Genomic DNA, 23,407 nt, shown 5'->3' on the forward strand with positions numbered 1-23,407 from the left:
CAGCACCTCAAATCAGGAAACGTACTGATGAAGCCCATTTCCGTTTCCGTCGATCAAGACGGGATTGCACTGATCACAATCGACTGCGCCGATCGGCCCGTCAACGTCTATACGCCGGCCTTGACGGCAGGGATGGGCGAGGCGGTCGAGCACGTGCTGGCCAACGACGCGATCGTCGGCGCCATCATCACTTCCGGCAAGGACAGCTTCCTCGCCGGCGCCGACCTCAACGCGGTGCTCGAGCGGCTGGAAGCGGCGCTGACACAGGGGCGCAGCGCACTGCCCGGTTTCGTCGCCGAGAACCGTTTCATGCGCCGCATGGAGACCGGCGGCAAGCCGTTCGCTGCCGCCATCAACGGTACGGCGCTCGGCGGCGGGCTGGAGCTCTGCCTGGCCTGCCACTACCGCGTTCTGTCGGATGCACCCGATACGCGCGTCGGGCTGCCAGAAGTCGGCGTCGGTCTGTTGCCGGCCGGCGGCGGAACCCAGCGCCTGCCGCGCCTGCTCGGGATTGAAGCCGCGTTGCCGCTGCTGCTGGATGGCACCCCCCTCGCCCCCGAGCGTGCGCTGGCGCTCGGCGTCGTGGATGAGATCGCACCGTGCGCGGAGCTGGTGATGCGTGCCAAGCGCTGGCTCCTCGCCAATCGCGGCGCGCGCCAGCCCTGGGACCGGGACGGCTACCGCATGCCAGGGGGCGCCGGCGCGCTGGCCGAGCATGCATTGCGCAGCTTCCATACCGGCATCGCACAGGTTCGCAGCCGTACGCACGGCAACTATCCGGCGCCGCTGGCGATTCTCTCGGCAGTTTATGAAGGCACGCAGCTGCCTTTCGAGCGCGCCATGGCGATCGAGGCTCAGTACTTCGCGCAGCTCGCGGCGGATCCGGTCGCGCGCAACCTCGTGCGCACGCAGTTCGTCAACCGCAAGCGCTACGCGCGGCTTGCGCACCGTCCGCAGGGAATCCCCCAGGGGCCGGCGCAGCGGCTCGGGATTCTTGGCGCTGGCATGATGGGGGCAGGCATTGCGCTTGCCGCCGCGCGGGCCGGCATCGAAGTGGTACTGCTCGATGCCACGCGCGAGCAAGCGGCCGCTGGCCGGCTCCGCGCCATGGAAATGGCAACCGGCGCTGGGGCGTCAATGACGCAGAGCGAACCCGCGCAGCGCGTGGGCAAGCTGATTCATGCGACGGAGCATTACGCCGACCTCGACGGTTGCGACTTCGTGATCGAAGCCGTGTTCGAAGACCGCGCAGTCAAGACCGATGTGATCGCCCGCGCGCTGGCCGTGCTATCGCCCACGGCGATCTTTGCTTCGAATACGTCCACTTTGCCCATCACCGGCCTGGCCACAGGCACCGGCAGGCCGGAGCGCTTCATCGGCATGCATTTCTTCTCCCCGGTGGCGCGCATGCCTTTGCTGGAAATCATCCTGGGTGAGCGGACCTCGCGCGAAACCCTGGCGCACGCGATGGACCTGGCTGCCCGGCTGAAGAAGACGCCAATCGTGGTCAACGACAGCCCGGGCTTCTACACCAGCCGCATCTTCTGCGCATACGTCGACGAGGCAATGGCGATGCTTGCCGAGGGTGTCAAGCCAGCGCTGATCGAGAACGCCGCCCGCATGGCCGGCATGGCGGTGAGCCCGTTGGCCGTACTGGACGAAGTGTCGCTGGACCTGCAGCAGCGCGTGGTCAGGCAGGCCGAGGCGGACGGCGTGGCCGAGCCGCTGCGCCGCGTCCACGCACAGCCGGTCATCGCCCGCATGAATGCCATTGACAGGCTGGGCCGCAAGCGCGGCGGCGGATTCTACGACTACCCGGAGGGCGGCAAGAAGCGCCTCTGGCCTGGACTAGCGCAAGAGTACCCGGCGGCGCGACAGCAACCCGGCCTGGGAGAAGTGAAGCGGCGTCTCCTGCACGCCCAGGCATTGGAATCGGTCCGCTGCTTGGAGGAAGGGGTGATCTCGGCGCCGGAAGACGCAGACATTGGCGCCATCCTTGGGCTCGGTTTCCCGGCATGGACTGGTGGCCCTCTGTCGCTGGTCGACACCATTGGCGTACGCGCCTTCGTGCTTGCGTGCGATGCGCTTGCCGACGCTTACGGCTCCCGGTTCCGGCCTACGCAGGCCCTTTGCGAGCGCGCACGGCGCGGCGAGCCGTTCTACCGCACGGAGGCGGCATGAGCACGATACGAAGAATCTTCGAGCCCGAGCACGACCAGTTCCGCGACTCCGTGGCACGCTTTATCCGCAAGGAGGTTGCGCCGCATGTCGATGCCTGGCGCAAGGCTGGGTGTTGTGATCGAACCATCTTCGAGAAGGCTGGCGAGCAGGGCCTGTTGCTGATGTGGGCCGCCGAGCAGTATGGGGGCGCCGGCATGGCGGACTTCCGCTACGAGCAGATCCTGTACGAAGAGACGATCCGGCATGGCGACATCGGCGTGTTCTTTACGCTGCATTCGCGGCTGGTGGCACCCTATATCGCACGCTTGGGCAATGATGAACAGAAAGCGCGGCTGCTGCCCGATGCGGCAAGCGGCAAGCGCATCCTTGCCATTGCCATGACCGAGCCCGGAACAGGCTCGGACCTGGCTGGCATCCAGGCGCGCGCACGGAAAACCGACGGCGGCTGGCTGCTGCAGGGCACAAAGACATATATTTCGAACGGGCTGAATGCCGATGCGGTCATCGTGGTGGCCCGCAGCGATCCGGCCCAGCCACGCGCCTTTGGGCTATTCCTTGCCGAACGCGGCATGCCCGGCTTCGAGCGGGGGCGCAAGCTGGACAAGCTTGGCCTTGACGCGCAAGACACGGCCGAACTGTTCTTCGACAACGTATTCGTGCCGGATGCCAACCTGCTGGGTGACCCCGCGAAGGGGCTTGGCTACCTGGCGGAAGGACTGGCGGAAGAACGGTTGCTCAGTGCCTGCCAGTCGGTCGCACACGCGCAGGTAGCGCTGGACCTGACGCTGGACTACGTCAAGGCGCGACGTGCGTTCGGCCGGCCGCTGGGCGCTTTCCAGAACACACGGTTCGCACTGGCGCGCAAGCATGCGGAGCTCGACGCGATGCAGTCATGGATCGACACACTGGTGATTGAGCACAATGCCGGGAGGCTGGACGCACCGACGGCCGCCTCGGCCAAGCTGTTGACTTCAGAACTGGAGAATCGCCTGATCGACGATTGCCTGCAGTTCCACGGTGGCGCCGGCTATATGGACGAGTACCGGATCAGCCGCATGTACCGTGATGCGCGAGTGTCGCGGATCTATGCGGGAAGCTCGGAGATCATGCTGGAGATTGTCGGCCGCTCGCTGGGGTTGTCGGAGCGCATGGCCTAGCGCACACAGGTCTGCTGCATACAGTCCGACAGGAGAATATGGGCGCTTCCGGCCATCGGAAGCGCCCATATTCCTATCCCCGCGCGATGCGGTTCGCCATGCTCCAGCGGTGGACTTCCGAAGGGCCGTCGTAGATGCGGAATGCGCGCATGTCCCGGAAAATGCGGGCGACGATGGTCTCGTCGGTTACGCCGCTGCCACCCAGCACCTGGACAGAGCGATCCACGATGCGCCACAGGGCTTCGGAGCAGATCACCTTGGCCTGGCTCGACTCGTGCCGGCCTTTCTCGCCCTGGTCCAAGACCCAGGCGCAATGCCAGACCGTCAGCCGGGCAATGTGCAGTTCCATCTCGTTGTCGGCAAGCATGAAGCCCACGCCTTCGTGCTCGACCAAGCTGCGGCCGAACGCGCGGCGCTGCCGGGCATAGTCAGCCGCCACGTCATGGGCGCGCCGTGCCGCGCCGAGCCAGCGCATGCAGTGGGTAAGGCGGGCCGGGGCGAGACGCAACTGCGCATAGCGAAAGCCTTCCCCCACCTTGCCGAGGACATCGGTGGCCGGCACGCGCAGGTTGTCGAACCGCACGACGGCATGCCCACCGGTGAAACAGGTGTTGATGAGGTAGTCGTCGCCATCCTGGAGCGCGACAGTCTGGAGCATGGACGGGTCCGCTCCGGCGCCTGGCGACGGCTCCGTCATGCAAAAGCAGGAGCGTGTGTGCCCGTCGATCAGCGGTTGCAGCCAGCGCTTTTTCTGCGCCGGCGTCGCCACGATTTCCATCAGGTGGATATTGCCTTCGTCGGGGGCGTGGATGTTCAGCGCAACCGGGCCAAGAGGCGAATACCCTGCCTCTTCGAAGACAATGGCCTTGTCGGCATGGCTCAGCCCCAGGCCGCCTGCTTCCTTCGAGGCGTGCGGCGTCAACAGGCCCGCGGCGCGAGCCTTTGCGACCAGTTCCGTGCGGAGCGCTTCGGTGGGTCCGTGCGCGGTCTGCCTGGGATCGCGCTCCATCGGCATGATGTGTTCCGCGATGAACGCGCGGGTGCGTGCCTGCAATGCCTGCTGCGCAGCATTCAAACTGAAGTCCATTTTCCTGTCTCGCTCTGTTGCTCTGTTGCTCTGTTGCTATGGTGCTGTGGTGACGCCTGCCGGTGTGCAGCCGGCAGGCGGGTACACACTTGGGCCGGGCCAAGCCGGGATGCCGCCAAGATTAGCGCCTGCGCACGGGCGATACTTCATCCGAAGGGACGATTTTCCCGCATTGTGGCGTTGATACCAGCAAAGCATGCCATGACTGGCACAGGATAGCGCCATGAGCGGATAGAATCCACGTTTGTCCCGCCAGTAACGAAGCCCTCCGGATTGCCATGCGTACCCCGCCCGCCAAGTTCCTTGTTCCCCAGCGACTGCGCACGCACCTGACCCGGGACCGCCTGGCGGTGCCCGTCATACAGGCCAGCGACGTGCGGCTCGTCTCGGTGCAGGCGCCAGCCGGCTTTGGCAAGACGAGCACCATGCTCGATATCCATGCGGCCTGCGTGGCCGCCGGCATGCGTACGGCGTGGTGCCAGTTGGGGGCCGCGGATAACGACTTCTCGATCTTCCTGGCATCCCTTAACGTGGCGGTGGATGCCCTGTGCGAGGGGGACGAAGACGTGATCACGGCCGGGCAAGACGGTTTGCCGACGGATACGCTGGTCGACCGGTTGACGCGCTTCCCGATGCCATTCGCCATATTCCTCGATGACTTCGAGGCGTTGCACAACCCGGCCGCACTGGAATTCCTGCGCCAGTTGGTCGGACAGATGCCGGCGCACGGCAAGTTCGTGGTCGGCTCGCGCGGCACGCCGGAACTGGGGCTCGGCAGGCTGCGGGCCCACGGCCGGCTGCTGGAGATCACGACCGACGCATTGCGCTTCACCCGCGAAGAAACGGGCGCCTACCTGCGCGAGCGCATCGGGCAGAGCGTTTCCATGGCAGACCTGCGCAAGCTGCACCTGCGCACGGAGGGCTGGGTCGTGGCGATCTGGCTAGCGGTGCTGGCCATGCAGCGCTGCGAGGATGTTTCGGCGTTCATCGGTACATTCTCCGGCTCCGATGCAGCCGTAGCCGACTACCTGGCCGAAGACGTGCTCTCGCGCCAGTCGCCGGAAGTACAGGACTTCCTGTTGAAGACATCGCTGCTGGGCCCGTTCAGCGCCGGCCTCTGCAATGCGGTGACAAGGCGCGGCGACGGCACCGCGATGCTGGAACGCCTCGCGCACGAGAATCTGTTCCTTACCAGCCTGGATGCGGCCGGCCAGTGGTATCGCTATCACAGCCTGTTCTCCGACTTTCTCAAGGCACGGCTGGCGCAACTGCACGGCAGCGTGGAGATCGCCGGGTTGCACCGCCTGGCGAGCGAATGGTTTATCGGACAGGGCCGGCCGGTGCCCGCCATCGAGCACGCGCTCAAGGCAGAAGACTTCTGCGCTGCACTGGACTTGCTGCAGCAGCACGCGGACCCGTTGCTGTGGCAGGGGCGGGTCCGCCTGCTGGCGCGCTGGTTTGAATGCCTGCCGCCCGACAGCCTGTCGAACCGTCCACGGCTCAGGCTGGTGCAGGCCTGGGCGCTGACGTTCCTGCATCGCGGCGACAAGGCGTTGCGCATGCTCGAAGACATGCACGATGCAGGCGAGCGCGATGCCGAGATAGCCGCGCACATGCTTGCGCTGCATGCCTTTATCCTGGCGCTGGGCGACAAGCTCGACCAGGCCTACGCCGCATGGCAGGACTGCTTGCGCAAGCTCTCCCCAAGCCACGTGTTTCCCTATGGCGTGCAACTCAATTCGTTGGCGTCCTGCCATATCTACCTGGGGCACTTCGACCAGGCACGCCGGATGCTGGACAGCAGCCGGCAGGTCCACGCGGGTATCGGCGGCGGGGCGAACATGCGCGTGGCGCATTGCCTGGACGGATCGATCGACCTGGTCCAGGGACGGTTGCGCCAGGCGCTGACACGCTACCGTGGCGCGCACGAACCCGACGCCAGCCGGGGCGAACAGCGCGTGGACGGGCAGGAGATCGCCGGGGCCTTCCTGGCTGAGGCCCTCTATGAATCCGGACGCAGCGATCAGGCGCAGCGCTTGCTGAGCGCCTACTTGCCGCTGATCCGCGAGGCGGCCTATGTCGACCCGCTGATCGTCACCTTTGTGCTGTTATGCCGGGGGGCGCTAGCTGACGGCCGCGAGGACGACGCGATGCTGTGGCTCCACGACTGCGAGCAAATGGGCTACCGGACCGGGCTGTTGCGCATGGTCGCCAACGCGCGGCTGGAGCGTTCGCGCATCGCGGTGCAGCGCGGCGACCGCGATGGCGCGGAACTGGAACTGGCGGCGGCGCAGGCCCTGCGCGCCTGGTCTTTCGGCCCGGCGTTTGTGCCGCATGCCAACGACGTCGAAACCGTGGAACTGGCACGTTGCAGGCTGGAGATCGCGTTTGGCAACCCTGCCGGCGCCGCGCAAGCGCTGCGCGAGGCACTGGCATGGGCCCAGGCAGCACAGCGAGGGCGCCGGGCACTGAAGCTGCGCATCCTGCTGGCAACGGCCTTGCAGGCCGCGGGCGACAGTGCGCTGGCGCAGCAGGAGCTTGCGCCGGCATTGGAATTTGGCGCTAGCGAAGGCTTCGTCAGTACGTTCATCGACGAGGGCGAGCCGGTGGCTCGCATGCTAGGCGCGATGGGCGCAGGCGGGACGCACGGCGGCGCGCCGCTGTCGCCGGCGGCCCGCGCTCTGGTGGCGCAACTCGCCGGCATGTTTGCCGAGCGTGCCGGCGCCGCGCCGGAGGGCGTAGTGCAAGCCATAGCGGACGCCCAACCGGTTCAAGACGGCCAGGGTCTGACCAAAAAGGAACTGAAGGTGCTCCGCCTGCTGGCGGACGGGATGGCAAACAAGGAAATGGCGGTCCGGCTTTTTGTCTCGGAAACGACCGTCAAGACACACCTGCGCAGCATCAATGCCAAGCTCGGCGCCACGTCGCGCACGCACGCCGTGGCCGTCGCGCGCAAGGTGGGCCTGATCACCTGACCATGCCGGCGCCGTGCAACAACGCCGGCAGGGTCACGGATCAGGTCTTCTGCGGCTTGACGTACTTGCAGCTGGACTGCGATAGCGGGCGGAAGGCCTTGTCGGCCGGGATGGTCGCGCGCAGGGTGTAGTAGTCCCACGCGTACTTGGAGTCCTCGGGCTTCTTGACCTCGAACAGGTACATGTCGTGGACCATGCGGCCGTCTTCGCGGATGCGGCCGTCCTTGGCGAACACATCGTTGACGGGCATCGCCTTCATGGCTGCCACGGTTGCCTTCGCCTCGTCGGTCCCCGCGGCATTGACGCCCTTCAGGTAGTGGAGCACTGCCGAGTAGGTACCGACCTGAACCATGGTTGGCATTTTCTTCTGCTTTTCGAAGAAGCGGCGCGACCACGCGCGCGTCTCCTCATTGCGATCCCAATAGAAGCCATCGGTCAAGTACATGCCCTTGGTCGCTTTCAGGCCCAGCCCGTGGATATCGGTGATATGGATCAGCGACGCAGCCAGGATCTGCTTGGGTGTGACGCCAAATTGCGCGGCCTGCTTGACAAGGTTTGCCGAGTCTCCGGCCGCATTGGCCATGCCGATGACCTCGGCCTTGGAGGCCTGGGCCTGCACGATCTGCGACGAGAAGTCGGCAGCGCCCAGAGGATGCTTCGCGCCACCCACGACCCTGCCGCCAGCAGCCTTCAGCGCTTCCTCGAACCCGTTGCGCAGAGCCTTGCCGCCGGCGTAGTCTGCCTCGATGAAATACCAGGTCTTGTGACCGGCTTCGGTAATGGCGCGCGCAGTGCCTTGGCCTTGGGAGTACTCGTCGTAAGCCCAGTGGAGCGTGGTAGGCATGCAGTCCTCGTTGGTGATGCGCAGCGAGGCGGGCCCGGTGGGAATGACCACGCGATTCTTCTCGGCGGCGAGGTTCATCACGGCCAGTGTCACGGCCGAGGAAGGCAAGTCCACTATCATGTCCACGCCATCGCGGTCGAACCATGTGCGCGCGATATTGGCCCCTACGTCCGGCTTGAGTTGCATGTCGCCGGAAAGCAGCTTGACGTTGAAGGCGGGCTTGGCCTGCGCCGTGAAGTCGTCGATCGCCATCTGCGCGGCCACCAGCGAGCCGCGGCCGCTCGCATCCGCGTAGATGCCTGACAGATCGCTCAGCACGCCGATGCGGACTTCCCCATCCGACAGGCCAGCCGGCTTCGCGGCGGCGGATGCCAGGCCGGGCGCCGCCCCAGCCAGCATCAACGCCAACAGGACAGACAGGGAAAATTGGGGCCGGGCTCCTGCCCTGGATTGCTGCGATTTCATGCGATAGTCTCCTTGGATTGGCGCTTTGGCCTGTTATTTGTGTTGACGGTTCTGCTGCCGCTTTTGGGTTTCGCGTCGCCTGGAGGCTGCGCTCAAGCTGCCTGCATCCGCGGAGGGACACAGCCCGCGAGTCGATTATCTGCGGGAGAGCCAAGGCATCGCCTCGTTCGAACGGATGATTCTTCGGGCGCCCCGCTGCCCGGGTTTTCCCGCGGTTGCCAGCGCGAGGGGGCTCGGGATGGTGCCGCCCGCAATTCCCTCCTTTGAACGAGGCAAGCGGGAGGCTGGCTGGAGATAATGCTATCCAGCAGGTGACTATGCACCTGGGTGCGCGGGGAAATAGCCGGAGGCTAATGTTCGAAGACCTGAACGGGAAGCGGGTGCTTGTCTCGGGTCTGGTCCTGCTTTCGGATAGCGGCCGCCAGTACGCCAGCCGAACTTGAAAGGCTGCGGCACATTGTCTATTGACGCTTCACAACGGATCCGCCGCCGGCGCCTTGCCCTTCTTCCTTGCGAAGGCAATGAGGCTGTCGCGAAAAGCAATGGAGGCCGAGGACATGGCGCGTCCACGCTTGACATAGGCCCAGTACTGTGTCCTCGCAAAAACGTGGCGAATCGGCAACGGCTTCAACACACCGGACCGTAAGTCGGCCCCCACGTACTCGAGCGGCAGGATGGCCAGTGCGTCGTAGTCCAGCAGCATCTGGCGCAGGGCCTGAAACGAATTGCTCAGCAGCGCGCGTTGCGGCTGCTCGAGCCCCAGCGCATGGAGCTCGAGCTGGAACCGCCGGTTCCAGGTGGAGGCCCACGCTGGCAGCATCCACAGGTAACGACTGAGCTCGCTCGCGTCGACCTTGCCCTTTTTCGCCAGGGGATGCTGGGCGCCCACTACGACGCCCACGGCAGATTCGGCCAGCGGGACGCCCACCACGTCGTCATTGATGTCTTCGTCCGACGGGGGCTGTATGGTGATGTCGAGCGAGCCTCGGATGAGGGCCGACATCAAGTCGTCCGGATGGCTTTCGATCAGTCCGATGTTCGTCTGTTCCTGATTTTTGTCCGTGTAGGTCGCAGCGATGGTGGGCATGATCAGCCAAGTCACCACCGAAGGTGTCGCCCCGACCCGCAGGCTCATGCGACCGGTCTGCTTGCGTTCCTGGATGTCGGTCAGACAGCGTTGCAGTTCGCTTTGTACGATGCGCGCGTGGTGCAGCAACGTTTCGCCGTAGGGCGTGGGATTGACGCCGTTGGACGAACGCTCGAACAAGGGCACGCCCAATTCCCGCTCCAGCATCTGAATGCTGCGCGACAGTGCTGGCTGCGACATATCGCGGCTACGGGCCGCCGCGTTGATCGAACGGTGCTGCTCGACCTCCAGGCAATTGAGCATGCCACCCAAGCTCAGCTTGTACAGGTCCATCGCGTCTCCTCGCGGGCTATAGGCAAACTGCATGTGCTAGCTCCGGGACTATATACCAAGACAAGCGGCAGGCGGAGTGTGGCGCACCCCAGTACCGTCATCGCGTGTCGATGGATCAGGCGGTGTCCATCCCGGGATATAGTTTTTTTGCATAGCCCTCAATGCCATGCGCATTAGTCAAAGGAACGCCCTGTTTGCATACTGACGCAAACCACGGCAATCCTCGGTGCCAGAGAAGGCGGGCAAGTGAAAGGCATCGCGATGGGCTCGTGCATCCAGCCTCTTCATGCCGAACCACCTTGATCCCACGCAAGGAGCCGGCACCGTTCGCACGCGACATCGCCATCGAAATCGCCATGACCAACGACCTGCTGCGCAGCATGGGCGTGGAGCCGCAGTAGCGGCTCGGCTGTACTCCGCCGTTACCCGCGGGTCCACACAAGAAATACAAGTCACTCAATGAGGAGAAGCAGCAATGGTGAGAAAGGTGAATACCAAGTTCGACATCCGGGGCGTGAACCATGTAGCCATGGTCTGCAAGGATATGGCCAGGACGATCGAGTTCTATCGGGACCGACTCGGGATGCCCTTGATCAAGACGATCGATCTCCCGGGTGGACGGGGCCAGCACTTCTTTTTCGACATGGGCAATGGCGACGCGATTGCCTTCTTCTGGTTTCCCGATGCCCCGCAAGCGCATCCAGGGATCGTTGCACCCGAATCTCTCCCGGGGAACGGGTCGATCACGACAGCGCATGGTTCCTTGAACCATCTCGCCTTCCACGTGCCGGCTGAGAAGTTCGATGCCTATGTTGCGCGGTTGGAGGAAGAAGGCATCGAGATTTCGCGCGTACTGAATCACGACGATTCCCCACAGAAAATCACCGAAACCATGAACGATGATGTCTTCATGCGCTCCGTCTACTTTTTCGATCCTGATGGCATTTGCCTTGAGTTTGCATGCTGGACACGTGAGCTCGATGTGATCTGCGAACCGGCATCGGTCACGCGCACTTGAGCACGCGAAGGATGGTTGTCGCATAGCTTCAGCTTTATAAATTAAAAAACAAAATAAATCGGGAGACATTAAATTGAGGAACATAGCTGTTGCTGCTGCAGTGCTCTGCGGCCTGAGTTCTTCTCTGGCGTGTGCGCAATCGAGCATCACCTTGTACGGGGTCTTCGATACCGGGATCGAGTACGTGAGCCGGGCATCGACCGCAACGAGTGTCGGTGGTCTCGTCGGAATGCAAAAATATGGGGGACTCTCCGCGTCACGCTGGGGCCTGAGAGGGGAGGAAGACCTTGGCGATGGCTTGAAGGCATCCTTCTGGCTCGAGAGCGGTTTCACGCCGGGGGACGGCAAGCTCGTCTCCGCCTCGCAGTTGTTCTATCGCCAGGCGGCAATCGGCCTGACGAAAAGCGGCTTCGGCAAGGTTTCATTGGGCAGGCAATACACCAGCCTGATGGAATCGATGGTGAACTTCCTGCCGTTCAAGACTAGCGTTGCCTATGAGCCAGCCAATACGATCGCGGGTGCAGCCTATCGGGAAGACAACATGGTCAAGTATACCGGGGATTTTGGCAGCACCCATGTGTTGGCGCACTACTCCTTCGGAACGGGATTTGCGTTCCAGGGTGGCCAGATGTCGAGCATCCCCAATGGCGAGGTACCAGGCAATTCTCGTGCTCAGGCTGCATTCGGCGGCGGGGTCTACTACCTTGGTGAATCGCTTGGAGTTGCCGCGGGTTATGACCAGATTAATAACGCGCTGACCGCGATGTCGCCGATCGGGGAGGACCGCAAGGCATTCATTGCCGCCAGCTATGAAACCGGCCCCATCCGGTTCATGGGCGGATATCGCTGGCGGGACTCCAGGTACGGTAATGGTGTCACGGCGATTCGCGACAACATCTATTGGGCCGGCATGAGCTACAGTATGACGCCCGCCATGAAGCTGATCGCGGGCTACTACTACGATCAAGTCCTGGGCGCGTCCCTCTCCCCGAACACGAAGGCTGCCGGCCTGCCGAATTTCAGCCAGTTCACCCTGATGGGGACCTACTCGCTTTCAAAGCGTACCACCGTCTACCTGGTCAGCGCCTACGCGCACAACGGTCCAGTGGACTATGACACCCTGCTGCAAACCGGTGCGTCATACGGCTACGGCAACCCCACCACAATGAACGGCCTTGCCAATGGCCAGAAGAGCCAGGTCGCCGTGGCTGCGGGCCTGCGCGTTATCTTCTGATCGGGCGCCGGCGATCGGCGCCTAACAGAACGCCTCTCGATCGGGGGCATGCTATCCGTTTTTGCACCCCGAATCGGAGGCGTATTCGAGATATGTTCGCCCTCACCCATCACACTGAAAGCCAGATGCCAAAATATCTATTCATCCAAAGCAGTATTCGTGGCGCAGCCTCGGCCTCGGGTCAACTGGCCGCCCGCCTCTCGACGAACTCCAATCGGCAGACACCGTTGTCCTGTCCGCCGGCATGTATAACTTCGGCGTGCCGGTGCAATTGAAAACGTGGTTCGATTATGTGCTGCAAGCAGGCCGCACCTTCCGCTACACGGCTTCGGGCCCGGAGGGTCTGGTGAAGGGGAAGCGCGCTATCCTGCTGATTGCCACGGGCAGTGTCTACAGTGAAGGACCCACCGCAAAGGCGGACTTCATGGTTCCGCATTTGAAACAATTGCTTGCCTTCATCGGCATCACCGATGTAACCGTGGTCCGCGCTGAAGGTCTGGCGTTTGGGCCCGATGCCGCCAAAGCAGGCCTGGAGAAGGCGGCCGCGGAAATCAGGACCCTGAAAACAGCTTAAGCCGCCTGCGGCAGACTGTAAGACCACTATTGGGCTGACATAGATCGCGACAACTGGCACGAGGCTGCCGCGCCATCTGCCCGCCCGGCTGAAAAGGCACGCGTCACCCCGACGCACCTACCCGAAGGGGTGTGCGGCAGTGATCCCTTCCGCGGCCTGATCTTTTCATTCTTATTGTGTCGGACGGATTGCGGAGCGCACTACAGCGGCATCCGTGACTCCACCCATGGCACGACTTTCGCGGTCTGGGCCAACGCGCCTGCGTTCTCGGGCTCGCCCTCATCGGGTTCGAAGTAGTGCAACTGATCTGCGAAATCCTCGAACGTTTTGTCCTGGCTTCCGAATGCGGCGAAGATTGCCTTGGAGTGCGTCTGCATGTAGCAATCCAGATCGCGTCCTGCATGGATGACCATCACCGGTTCCTTGATCGTTGGCGCGGTCTTCAGGAAATTGGCATTGCTTGACAAGCCGGACCACGTGGAAAGCCACGCATCCGGTGTTACGACGCGTGCGAAACCGAGCAGTTGGAAATTCATCAGGTCCGGGCGATCGCTGAGCAGGCTGCCGTAGCTGCGATTTCCGGGGTCGAGCGAGTTATCCGTGTAATTTGGATTCGCCATCGTTCGGTAGACCGTCATCACCGGTTGAAACGCACAGCGCTGCAAGACCGCCCGCTGCCGTGGCGGCGTCAGCGCCGAGAACTCCGGCCCGGCAGACAAGCACTCCGCATCCTTCTGCTCTGCGATCAAGGCTCGCGCTATCGCGTCGATGCGCGCAACCCGGGCGAGTTGCCCCCTACGGTAGCGCTGGATAAATTCCGAACTGTATTGCGACCACTGCGGCGCAGGCTTGAACCCGTTGATCGGGTCATACATGTCGAGGCTCGGATCGGTGAGTAGCGGATTGTGTTCGTCCACGACCGAGGGGTCGATCGTCTCGTTGATGATCAGACCTTGCCCCGTATGCGCTGCCGAGACGATCATCGCATCGAAGGTCGGCATCACCGCGGTACGCAGCGCTGTTGGCCGACCCGCAGGCGTCAATTCAAGACGTCTCGATGGCTCCAGCTGGGCCTGCGATTGGTAGAAACCGCCGAGCGAGCCCCCACCTGAGTTGCCGAGCCAGATGACCTTCTCCACCCCGCGGTGCTCCTTCAACCACCGGACTTGTGCCGCAATATCCAGGATGATCTGCTCATGGACGCAGGTCATGTCATTGTTCAGCGTACGAACATTAGCGCCGAGGCAGGCATAGCCCGCGCGCAGTAGCCCGGGAAATGCATAGTGTTGGCTAAAATCCACCCTCGGATGGGCCGACACAATGGCAACGCGAGGACGCGGATTCTTCTTTGGCGTCCAATATAGGCCTCGGCTTTGTGCGCCGTCGTTGGCGTAGGCCGTAACCTGTTCGCAAGTTGCAAATTCATCGACTGGCTCGCGAAACTTCACCCAAGTTCCATTCCAGTACGTTTTCGAAAGTAACCGCATTCATACATCTCCGAAGATATTCTTTGGTGAATTCAGGCCTTGACGCGCTCAGAGGCTTTTTGATCTGGGTGCACAGTTTCCGTCAGGCACAGTCGCGTCGGGAGGCAGCGAATTCCCGGGTGTACCTCTTGCCATTGGGTCGCTCCGGTATCGTCTCGCTTCCCATTTGTCCCCGGCTATCGTCCGTCGCGGCCGAAGTCATCGTCGCTTGCGTTGTGTTTCCGAGTCATGTGTTCGCGACGCCTCTCGTCCTGAACCCCGGGATCCATCAGATCAATTATTGTTAGTTTCCTAAACATTCTTGAATGAGTACTTACCCTAGATGCTCGCCAGCGCAAGCGGATTGCCGAAGACGGTCGCGGCAAGCTTGGGGCAATGTTGGTTCCAGCCACCTCGTTCGATGGAGTGCATTCACGCGGGCCATGTGGTCCGCTGCCTGCGGCCCACTTCCGTGTGGGCAGAAATTCATCCCTTCGAATGATGCAAGTTCCCTTGCTGACGCAGACAATCCCTGGTGCCGATTCGGCAATCACGATTACGGGAGAACAGCATGTTCGAGGATCTGCGCGGCAAGCGAGCCCTGGTGACGGGTGCTTTCGGCGGACTGGGCAGCCATTTCGCAAAGGTGCTGGCCGGTGCCGGTGTCCAGGTGGCGCTGGCTGGCCGTCGTGTCGAGGCAGGCCAGCAGATCGTGGCCCAGATCAAGCAGGATCGTGGCGCGGCCTGCGTAGTGCCCATGGATGTGACGGACGCCGCCTCGGTCGCTGACGCCTTTGACGCCGCGGAATCGCTGCTCGGCGGGCCTGTGCAGATCGTCGTCAATAACGCCGGCATTGCCGTAACGCGCCCTGCTGTCGAGTGCGATGCACACGATTGGCAGAGCGTCATCGACGTTAACCTGAACGGCGCATGGCGCGTCGCGCAGACTGCCGGCCAGCGCATGATCGCGCAGCGCGAGGGGTCGATCCTCAATATCGCCTCGATCCTCGGCCTGCGGGTGGCGCAGCAAGTGCCGGCCTATGCCGCCGCCAAGGCCGGATTGATCCATCTGACGCAGGCGCTGGCGCTCGAATGGGCCCGCCATGGCGTGCGGGTCAACGCGCTCGCGCCGGGCTATATCGAAACCGACCTCAACCGCGACTTCTTTGCCAGTGAAGCCGGGCAGGCACTGATCCGCCGCGTGCCGCAGCGCCGGATCGGACAGCCTGACGATCTCAACGGAGCGCTCCTGCTGCTGGCCTCCGATGCCGCGGCGTTCATGACGGGTGCAGTGCTCGCCATCGACGGCGGCCATCTTGTTTCCTCTCTCTGACCTTCCGGTAGACGCCCCACCATGCCCCCATCGCCATTGGCTTCCAACGTGATATCGACATCAGAGAGCCCCGCCGGCTGCGCCGACCTTGATCTTGAACGCTTGGCCGACTGGATGCGCCAGGCAGGATTGGACCCCGGCGGATTAAGTGCGCAGGTACTCTCGGGCGGACAATCGAACCCGACCTTCCTGCTCCAGACGGCGAGCGACGCCTTTGTCCTGCGTAAGCAGCCGCCAGGGACGCTGCTGCCGTCCGCGCACGCCATTGACCGGGAATACCGGGTGATGCAGGCACTGAACGGCAGCGGCGTTCCAGTGCCTCGCATGGTGGCCTATTGCGATGACGCCGCGCTGATTGGCACACCGTTCTTTTTGATGGAGTACATGCGCGGCAGGAACTTTATCGACCCCACCCTGCCCGAGCTCGCCGTGGCCGAGCGCAAGGCGATATACGCGGACATCAACCGTGTCTTGGTCGCGCTGCACGACCTGGACCACCGCGCAGCGGGGCTGGAAGCTTTCGGCCGGCCAGGCAATTACTTCGCGCGGCAGATCGAGCGCTGGAGCCGCCAGTACCGCAGATCGGGAGGTGCGCCGATCGAGGCAATGGAAGCACTGATGGCATGGTTGCCAGCGCATATTCCCGATGGTGATGAGACTTGCGTCGTGCATGGTGACATGCGCATGGACAACCTGATCATCCATCCGACCGAGCCGCGCGTGATCGCCGTGCTCGACTGGGAACTCTCCACGCTAGGGCATCCGCTGGCGGACCTCTCGTACTTCTGCATGTCCTGGTGCGTTCCACCTGACCTGTGGCGCGGCGTCGCGGGCGTCGACCTGACTGCGCTCGGCATCCCGCAGGAGCACGCGTTCGTCGAGGACTACTGCCGTGCGCGTGGTATCGACGCCATTCGGCAACCGCGCAAGCAGCCCTTTGCTTGCGTCCCCGGGGAGTACTCCAGGGAAGTGCCTATGTGGCCATTCCCGGATTGCAAGCTGATTGACGTGGGGACGGGCGGCGTGTGATCCGTGGCTGCAATCGTACGCAGGAGCAGATCAACCCTGCCTGGGTGCTTGCGCCAAGGGAGAGATCACTTCCCGCGAATAGCTGAATGCGCGCTGGACGTCCAACTGCCGGATGCGCCAGGCATGGTCGGGCTCCAGTGCGAACTGGCATGTCACATCCGCGAGGGGCGAGCCGTTGTCGTACAGATGCAAGGCCAGGCAATAGGCCGCCGTGGCGCTCTCCGCGTCCTGCCTGAGCACCGCAAAGTTGCTGACGATATGCCGCGCGACTTGCGTTGCCGATCTTCTCCTCACGGACGCTTCAATCTGCTGCGGACCGCGCAGCAGGACACCACCGCGTTCCCACAGGCAATCGGGCGCGACTTGCTTCATGGCGAGGGAATAGTCCCCCCTGTCCAGGCCATGGTAGAACAGCAGAACGCTCTGGTGGCAGGCAGTCACCTGTGCGTGGCTTTCGGACGGGCTCATGACGGCATTCTCAAGGAAGGTAGGCATGGAATTCCGGATGGAATGTACTGGCCAGGATGCACTAGCCGAAGAATGATGTGGCGCGATGTTGGAGCATGGCCTCATAGCGGCCCTCTACACCGGCATCCTGTCTACCAGGTAACTGCCATAGCGTTCGCGCAATTGCAGCTTGAAGAGCTTGCCCGTTGCTGTCAGCGGCATCTCGTCAATAAAGACGACTGCATCTGGATGCGACCATTTGACGATCTTGCCCTCCAGTTCGGCCAGCACTTCCTGCTCGGACACACTGCTGCCAGGCTTGCGCTGCACGATCAGCAGCGGGCGTTCGCCCCATTTTGGATGCGTGGCAGCGATGCACGCTGCCAGGTGCACACCGGGAATGCCAGCAGCGAAGTTCTCGATCTCCACCGAGGAAATCCACTCGCCGCCGGATTTGATGACATCCTTGCTGCGGTCCGTGAGGCGCATGAAGCCGTCTTCGTCGATCTCGGCGATGTCGCCGGTGGGCAGCCAGCCGTCCTGCAACGCGGAATCGGCAGCGCCATAGTAGCGGGCGATGGCCCACGGTGCCCGCACCTGCAAGGCGCCAGCGATGCCGCTTCCCCAGGCAATTTCCCGACCCTCGAGATCGACTACGCGCATGTCGGCGCCGGCTGCGGCACGGCCGGCGCTGCGGTAAATCGTCTCGCGCAATTCGGCCTCCGACAGCCCCGCCTGATGGTGCAGCGGGCGGGCGCAGGTTGTCAGCGCGGCAGTTTCCGTCATGCCCCAGCCCTGGTAGAGCTCGACGCCCAGTTCGGCAAAGCCTTCAATCATTGCCGGCGGTGTGGCCGCACCGCCCAACAGCAGCCGGCGCAATGTGCGGAAACGCAAGCCATGCTGCTGCATGTAGCGCAGCAGTGTGAACCACACCGTGGGCACGCCGATCGAGAACGTCACGCCCTCTTGCTCGATCAGGCGATGCAGCGATTCACCGTCGAGCCGGCCGCCCGGCAGTACGAGCTTTGCGCCGGTGAGCGTCGCCGAGAAAGGCGCTTCCCAGGCGTTGGCATGGAACATCGGCACCACTGGCATCACCACGTCTCGTGCCGACAGATTGTGGGCGTCGGGCAACGCGCACGCATAAGCGTGCAGGACCGTGGCACGGTGCCCGTATACCACGCCCTTCGGCAGGCCGGTCGTACCGGACGTGTAGCAAAGGAACGCCGCACTGCGCTCATCCAGCTCGGGCCATTCATGGATTCCTTCGTGGTGTGCCAACAAGGCTTCGAAGCTGGCCACGGCTATGCCGTTCAGCGCAAGCCCGCCGCCCGGCTCGTCCAGCATGATCCACTGCTCGACGCCAGGGCACTGCGGCGCGATTGACGAGAGCAGCGGCAGGAAGTCAGGCGAGAACACCACGAAACGGTCTTGCGCATGGTTGACGATGTGCACGACCTGCTCGGCGAACAACCGCGGGTTGATCGTGTGGCAAATTGCTCCCATGCCACTGATGCCGAAGTACAGCTCCAGGTGGCGATGATCGTTCCACGCCAGCGTGGCGATGCGGTCGCCCGGACGCGCGCCCTGCGCAAGCAGCATCTGGGCGACCTTGCGCGCGCGCAATTCACATTCGCCATAGGTCTGGCGATGCGTGCTGCCGTCGATCACCGATACGATTTCCGTCTTACGGTGGTGGCGTGCTGCCCCATGCAGCAACGTGGAAAGCAGCATGGGCATTTCCATCGAATAGGAAAGCGGCACAGTGGTCATCCGGTAGTCTCCGTTTTTGTCTTGTCATTGGCCGCAGGTATCGACGCCCTGCCGAGGGACACAGCCTGGGAGTCGATTATCTGTGGGAGAGCCAGGGCGTCGCCTCGTTCGAACGGATGATTCTTCGGGCGCCTCGCTGCCCGGGCATGCCCGCGGCTACCGGAGGGAGAGGACGCGATATGGCACCACCCGCGAATCACTGCTTTGGACGCGGCACGTGGCAGACTGGCTGGAGATAATGGCCGGATCGGTGCTGGCGGTGTGGATGGCGAGGATCCCCCCGGTGTCGGGTACGCCGTTCTTCCTGATGGAGCATGTGAACGGCCGGCATGTCGCCGATCCTGCATTGCCAGGCCTTCGGAAGGGCGAGCGGCGGGAGATCTATGCCGACGTCAATCGTGTGCTGGCGGCACTAGATGCCGTGGACTACCGTACCGCGCATGGCTGCGACCCTTCATGGCGTTGCAGCCCGTGCGGCAGGCGGGGGCCCCTTGAGATGAGCCGCAAGGTCCGCCCTTGCTTAGGCGATGGCCGAGGAGCCCCGGCCGGCGCCAAGATGGTCGGACGCTTAGCCAACAAATGCCTTTTCAAGCACAAAGTGGCCCGGTGCGCTCATATTGCCTTCCGTGAAGTGCTGCTCGGTCAGCATTGCGCGGATGTCCTTGAGCATGTCCGGGCTGCCGCACAGCATGACGCGGTCGTTTTCCAGCGAGAACGGCTCCACGCCAAGGCGCTCGAACAGCTCGCCGTTGGCGATCAGGTCGGTGATGCGGCCCTGGTTGTCGAACTCCTCGCGGGTCACGGTGGGGAAATAGACCAGCTTTTCGCGGATCAGCTCGCCCAGGTGCTCGTGCTGCGGCAGGTGCTCCGAGATCAGCTCGCGGTAGGCCAGTTCCTCGACAAAGCGGCAGGTATGGGTCAGCACGACCTTGTCGTAGCGCTCATACACTTCCGGGTCGCGGATGATCGACAGGAACGGGGCCAGGCCGGTGCCGGTGGCCAGCAGCCACAGGGTCTTGCCGGGCAGCAGGTTGTCGACCAGCAGCGTGCCGGTGGGCTTCTTGCCGACGAAGATCTGGTCACCTTCCTTCAGGTGCTGCAGGCGCGACGTCAGGGGGCCGTCGGGCACCTTGATGCTGAAGAATTCCAGCGTCTCCTCGTAGTTGGCACTGGCGATGCTGTAGGCACGCAGAAGCGGACGACCGTTCACTTCCAGGCCAACCATGGCGAACTGGCCGTTTTCGAAGCGGAAACCGGGATCGCGGGTGCAGGTGAAGCTGAAGAGCGTGTCGGTCCAGTGGTGGACGGAGAGGATGGCTTGCTGGTTAAGATTGCTCATGAATAAGGCGCTGGATGCGCTGGATGGCGCCGGCTTCGGTGGTCTGATGCCAAAAGCTTGGCGTAGCTTGCCGGTTGCGTTCAACAAGGCGGGCTCCGGTCCGAAGGCTGGAAGGCGCGCCGATCAAGGTGAGAAGATAGCGGATTTTAGAAGAAAACGCAGGGCGCGTCCCGATTCATGCATATTCAGGGGGGTTATAAGCCCCACGCCCCGCGTTTTCCACCGTGATACGGGCCCGGCGAGCCTCTAGCGGCGCCCGGAAAGCCGCCTGACCACCGAGATCAGCCGGTCCACCTCGTCCGTGGTGTTGTAGAAGGCCAGCGACGGCCGCACCGTGGTCTCCACGCCAAAGCGCCGCAGGATGGGCTGGGCGCAGTGATGCCCGGAGCGCACGGCGATGCCTTCTTCGTTGAGCGCCTTGCCGACCTCCTCGGTCTCATAGCCCTTGAGCACGAACGACAGCACGCTGGCCTTGTCGCGCGCCGTGCCGACCAGCCGCACACCCGGGATGGGCTCCAGCAGGTGGGTGGCGTACTCCAGCAGGTCGTGCTCGTAGCGGGCGATGTTCTCGATGCCGACCCGCTCCACGTAGTCCAGCGCGGCGCCCAGCCCGACCGCGTCGGCGATATTGCCAGTGCCGGCCTCGAAACGGTTGGGCGGCGGCTGGAACACGGTGCGCTCGAAGGTCACGTCGGCAATCATGTTGCCGCCGCCTTGCCAGGGCGGCATGGCCTCCAGCACCTCGCGCTTGCCGTAGACCACGCCGATGCCGGTGGGCCCGAACACCTTGTGGCCCGAGAACACGAAGAAGTCCGCGTCGATGGCCTGCACGTCCACCCGCATGTGCGAGACCGACTGCGCGCCGTCCACCAGCGCGCGGGCGCCGGCGCGGTGGGCCAGCTCGACGATCTCCTTGACCGGCACCACGGTCCCGAGCGCGTTCGAGACCTGCGTCACGGACACGATCCTGGTGCGCTCGTTGAGCAGCCGGCGGTATTCATCCAGCAGCACCTGCCCGGAATCGTCCACCGGAATCACGCGCAGCCTGGCCCCGGTCTGCGCTGCAAGCTGCTGCCACGGCACGATGTTGGCGTGATGCTCCAGGTGCGAGACGATGATCTCGTCGCCCTCGCCCACGTTCTGCGCGCCCCAGGTCTTGGCGATCAGGTTGATGGCCTCGGTGGTGCCGCGCACGAAGATGATCTCGTCGGGCGAGGTCGCGCCGATAAAACGCTGCGCCTTGCTGCGCGCGGCCTCGTAGGCATCCGTGGCGCGCCCGGCCAAGGCATGGGCGGCGCGGTGGATGTTGGAGTTCTCGTGCGCGTAGAAGTACGAGATGCGGTCGATCACCGCCTGCGGCTTGTGCGTGGTGGCGGCATTGTCGAACCAGACCAGCTGCTTGCCATTGACGCGCTCTTGCAGGATCGGGAAATCGCGCCGGATGGCGTTGACGTCGAACGGCACGCGTACCGAGGGCAAGGCCCACGGCAGCGTTTCCTCCTGCCGTCGCCCATCGCCATGCGTGCCCTGCCCTTGCTGCGGCAACTGCAGCGAGAGCGGCGCGCCGAACGATGCGATCTCGCGCAGGCCGGTTGAGCCGCCATGCAGGTCGCGCCCGGCGCCCTCCAGGAAGTAATACGCGGGCGCGGCCGATGACTGCGGCGACGGCGCCGCCGCATGCGGCACGCCCAGGGCCTGGCCGCCGAAGCGGCTTTCCATCGCGGGCACCACGGTGACTACCGTATCGGGCAGGTCATTCTGCGCCACCGAGGCCGGTCGCAAGGCCGGCGCGCGGTTGGGCAACGAGAGCACGTGCGTGGGCGCGGCGGGCAGCAGGTTGGCGCCGGGCACGTGGCCCTGCGGGATCGCGGCACCCGGCACGCCGGTGCCCGTGCCGCCAGGACCCGCCACAGGCGCGCCCGGCGGCGCCGGGTTGTTCACCACGGGCAGCGACTGCGCGGCGGCCGGCGACGTCCCCGGCAGGGCCGAGAAAAACGCCCCCGCCAGGCGTGCCAGCATCGCCGGATCGGGCAGGCCGGGCGGCACCGAAGGCGCGCCGGGCAGCGCGGCCGGCGGGTTGGCCGGCGGATTGGCCGGCGGATTGGACAACGCGCGCACCGGATTACTTGTAGGTGTCAGGATAGTCATGGTACTTGCCGATCTCCACGTCATCGAGAACCGCCAGCGCATCCGGCGCATGCACGGCCAGCGAGCAGTACAGCGAGATCAGGTACGAAGCGATTGCCTGGTCGTTGATGCCCATGAAACGCACCGACAGGCCCGGGCCCTGCTCGCCCGCCACGCCCGGCTGGAACAGGCCGACCACGCCCTGGCGCTTGTCCCCCACGCGTAGCAGCAGGATCTTGCTCTTGCCATCGGCCACCGGCACCTTGTCCGACGGGATCAGCGGAATGCCGCGCCAGGTGATGAACTGCGAGCCGAACAGGCTGACGGTGGGCGGCGGCACGCCACGGCGCGTGCATTCGCGGCCGAAGGCGGCGATTGCCAGCGGGTGGGTCAGGAAGAACGCGGGTTCCTTCCACACCTTGCTCAGCAGCTCGTCCATATCGTCCGGCGTGGGCGCGCCGGTCAGCGGGAATACGCGCTGCGCTTCGGCCACGTTGGCCAGCAGCCCGTAGTCCGGGTTATTGATCAGCTCGCCTTCCTGGTGCTCCTTGATGGTCTCGATGGTGAGACGCAGCTGTTCCTTGATCTGGTCGTGGGGGCTGCTGTACAGGTCCGACACGCGGGTATGGACGTCCAGCACGGTGCTCACCGCGTTCAGGAAATACTCGCGCGGCTGCTCCTCATAGTTCACGAAGGTGCGGGGCAGCTTGCCCTCGTCGTCGCGCTGCGTGCAGGCCACCTTGACGGACTCGGGGTCCTGCACCTTGTTGAGGCGGTAGATGCCGGCTTCCACCGGCACCCACTGCAGGAAGTGGGTCAGCCAGCGCGGCGTGATGGTCGCGAGCTGGGGGATGGTCTTGGTGGCATTGGCTAGTTGCCGTGCTGCGTTATCGCCGAGCGCCGTCTGGCCGCTCCCGTTTACCGACATGTGCTACTCC

General features: G+C 63.9%; 17 protein-coding genes. 8 read left to right on the top strand and 9 right to left on the bottom strand.

The window, feature by feature from the left end; translation table 11 throughout:
* Positions 1 to 27 precede the first annotated feature (27 nt).
* Positions 28 to 2,181, top strand: a complete 2,154-nt coding sequence (locus OR16_RS06030) for a 3-hydroxyacyl-CoA dehydrogenase NAD-binding domain-containing protein (RefSeq protein ID WP_006157074.1) — start codon at positions 28 to 30, stop codon at positions 2,179 to 2,181.
* Complete coding sequence (locus OR16_RS06035) at positions 2,178 to 3,338, top strand: acyl-CoA dehydrogenase family protein (RefSeq protein ID WP_006157075.1); 1,161 nt, start codon at positions 2,178 to 2,180, stop codon at positions 3,336 to 3,338. The genes OR16_RS06030 and OR16_RS06035 overlap by 4 nt, the downstream gene beginning before the upstream one ends.
* A 73-nt stretch (positions 3,339 to 3,411) precedes the next feature.
* Here the strand turns inward: OR16_RS06035 and OR16_RS06040 are convergent, their stop codons facing one another.
* Positions 3,412 to 4,425 carry an acyl-CoA dehydrogenase family protein gene (locus OR16_RS06040; protein WP_006157076.1) on the bottom strand — a complete coding sequence of 338 codons (1,014 nt, stop codon included), beginning with the start codon at positions 4,423 to 4,425 and terminating at the stop codon, positions 3,412 to 3,414.
* 278 nt (positions 4,426 to 4,703) lie between these two features.
* On the opposite strand from OR16_RS06040, the gene OR16_RS06045 reads away from it, so the two are divergent.
* A complete protein-coding gene (locus OR16_RS06045; protein ID WP_006157077.1) occupies positions 4,704 to 7,400 on the top strand; it encodes a LuxR C-terminal-related transcriptional regulator in 2,697 nt (898 codons plus the stop codon).
* 40 nt (positions 7,401 to 7,440) lie between these two features.
* On the opposite strand, the gene OR16_RS06050 is transcribed toward OR16_RS06045, so the two are convergent.
* Both OR16_RS06050 and OR16_RS06055 read right to left on the bottom strand, forming a co-directional pair.
* Positions 7,441 to 8,643 (bottom strand): ABC transporter substrate-binding protein, encoded by a 1,203-nt coding sequence (locus tag OR16_RS06050; protein WP_006157078.1) that lies wholly within the window; start codon positions 8,641 to 8,643, stop codon positions 7,441 to 7,443.
* A gap of 538 nt (positions 8,644 to 9,181) precedes the next feature.
* On the bottom strand, positions 9,182 to 10,129 hold the full coding sequence (locus OR16_RS06055) for a LysR family transcriptional regulator (protein ID WP_006157079.1): 948 nt from the start codon (positions 10,127 to 10,129) through the stop codon (positions 9,182 to 9,184).
* A gap of 487 nt (positions 10,130 to 10,616) precedes the next feature.
* On the opposite strand from OR16_RS06055, the gene OR16_RS06060 reads away from it, so the two are divergent.
* The 3 genes from OR16_RS06060 (at position 10,617) to OR16_RS06070 (ending at position 12,955) form a co-directional block, all read left to right on the top strand.
* On the top strand, positions 10,617 to 11,147 hold the full coding sequence (locus OR16_RS06060) for a VOC family protein (RefSeq protein WP_237716947.1): 531 nt from the start codon (positions 10,617 to 10,619) through the stop codon (positions 11,145 to 11,147).
* A gap of 100 nt (positions 11,148 to 11,247) precedes the next feature.
* Complete coding sequence (locus OR16_RS06065; RefSeq protein WP_081488696.1) at positions 11,248 to 12,381, top strand: porin; 1,134 nt, start codon at positions 11,248 to 11,250, stop codon at positions 12,379 to 12,381.
* A gap of 139 nt (positions 12,382 to 12,520) precedes the next feature.
* Positions 12,521 to 12,955 carry an FMN-dependent NADH-azoreductase gene (locus OR16_RS06070; RefSeq protein WP_272942831.1) on the top strand — a complete coding sequence of 145 codons (435 nt, stop codon included), beginning with the start codon at positions 12,521 to 12,523 and terminating at the stop codon, positions 12,953 to 12,955.
* A gap of 200 nt (positions 12,956 to 13,155) precedes the next feature.
* Here the strand turns inward: OR16_RS06070 and OR16_RS06075 are convergent, their stop codons facing one another.
* Entirely contained in the window at positions 13,156 to 14,403 is a 1,248-nt protein-coding gene (locus OR16_RS06075; RefSeq protein ID WP_237716949.1) for a hypothetical protein, read from the bottom strand.
* Between the two features lie 589 nt (positions 14,404 to 14,992).
* Here OR16_RS06075 and OR16_RS06080 point away from each other — a divergent pair.
* The gene (locus OR16_RS06080; protein ID WP_006157084.1) at positions 14,993 to 15,754 is read left to right on the top strand and encodes an SDR family NAD(P)-dependent oxidoreductase; all 762 of its coding nucleotides are present in this window, start codon (positions 14,993 to 14,995) and stop codon (positions 15,752 to 15,754) included.
* A 114-nt stretch (positions 15,755 to 15,868) separates the two neighbouring features.
* Positions 15,869 to 16,783: a phosphotransferase family protein gene (locus OR16_RS06085; protein ID WP_237716964.1), complete on the top strand. Its 915-nt coding sequence runs from the start codon at positions 15,869 to 15,871 to the stop codon at positions 16,781 to 16,783.
* Positions 16,784 to 16,813: 30 nt separating this feature from the next.
* Here OR16_RS06085 and OR16_RS06090 read toward each other — a convergent pair whose 3' ends face one another.
* From OR16_RS06090 to OR16_RS06110, 5 genes are all read right to left on the bottom strand, one after another.
* Complete coding sequence (locus tag OR16_RS06090) at positions 16,814 to 17,278, bottom strand: nuclear transport factor 2 family protein (protein WP_006157086.1); 465 nt, start codon at positions 17,276 to 17,278, stop codon at positions 16,814 to 16,816.
* Positions 17,279 to 17,365: 87 nt separating this feature from the next.
* Positions 17,366 to 19,003: a long-chain-fatty-acid--CoA ligase gene (locus OR16_RS06095; RefSeq protein ID WP_006157087.1), complete on the bottom strand. Its 1,638-nt coding sequence runs from the start codon at positions 19,001 to 19,003 to the stop codon at positions 17,366 to 17,368.
* A 568-nt stretch (positions 19,004 to 19,571) separates the two neighbouring features.
* Complete coding sequence (locus OR16_RS06100) at positions 19,572 to 20,342, bottom strand: ferredoxin--NADP reductase (RefSeq protein ID WP_006157088.1); 771 nt, start codon at positions 20,340 to 20,342, stop codon at positions 19,572 to 19,574.
* 246 nt (positions 20,343 to 20,588) lie between these two features.
* Positions 20,589 to 22,490 carry a family 2A encapsulin nanocompartment cargo protein cysteine desulfurase gene (locus OR16_RS06105; RefSeq protein WP_043418661.1) on the bottom strand — a complete coding sequence of 634 codons (1,902 nt, stop codon included), beginning with the start codon at positions 22,488 to 22,490 and terminating at the stop codon, positions 20,589 to 20,591.
* Complete coding sequence (locus OR16_RS06110) at positions 22,465 to 23,397, bottom strand: family 2A encapsulin nanocompartment shell protein (protein WP_006157090.1); 933 nt, start codon at positions 23,395 to 23,397, stop codon at positions 22,465 to 22,467. The genes OR16_RS06105 and OR16_RS06110 overlap by 26 nt, the downstream gene beginning before the upstream one ends.
* Between the last annotated feature and the right edge of the window lie 10 nt (positions 23,398 to 23,407).

Origin of the sequence: Cupriavidus basilensis OR16 (genome assembly GCF_000243095.1) — a bacterium.
Lineage (GTDB): Bacteria > Pseudomonadota > Gammaproteobacteria > Burkholderiales > Burkholderiaceae > Cupriavidus > Cupriavidus basilensis_D.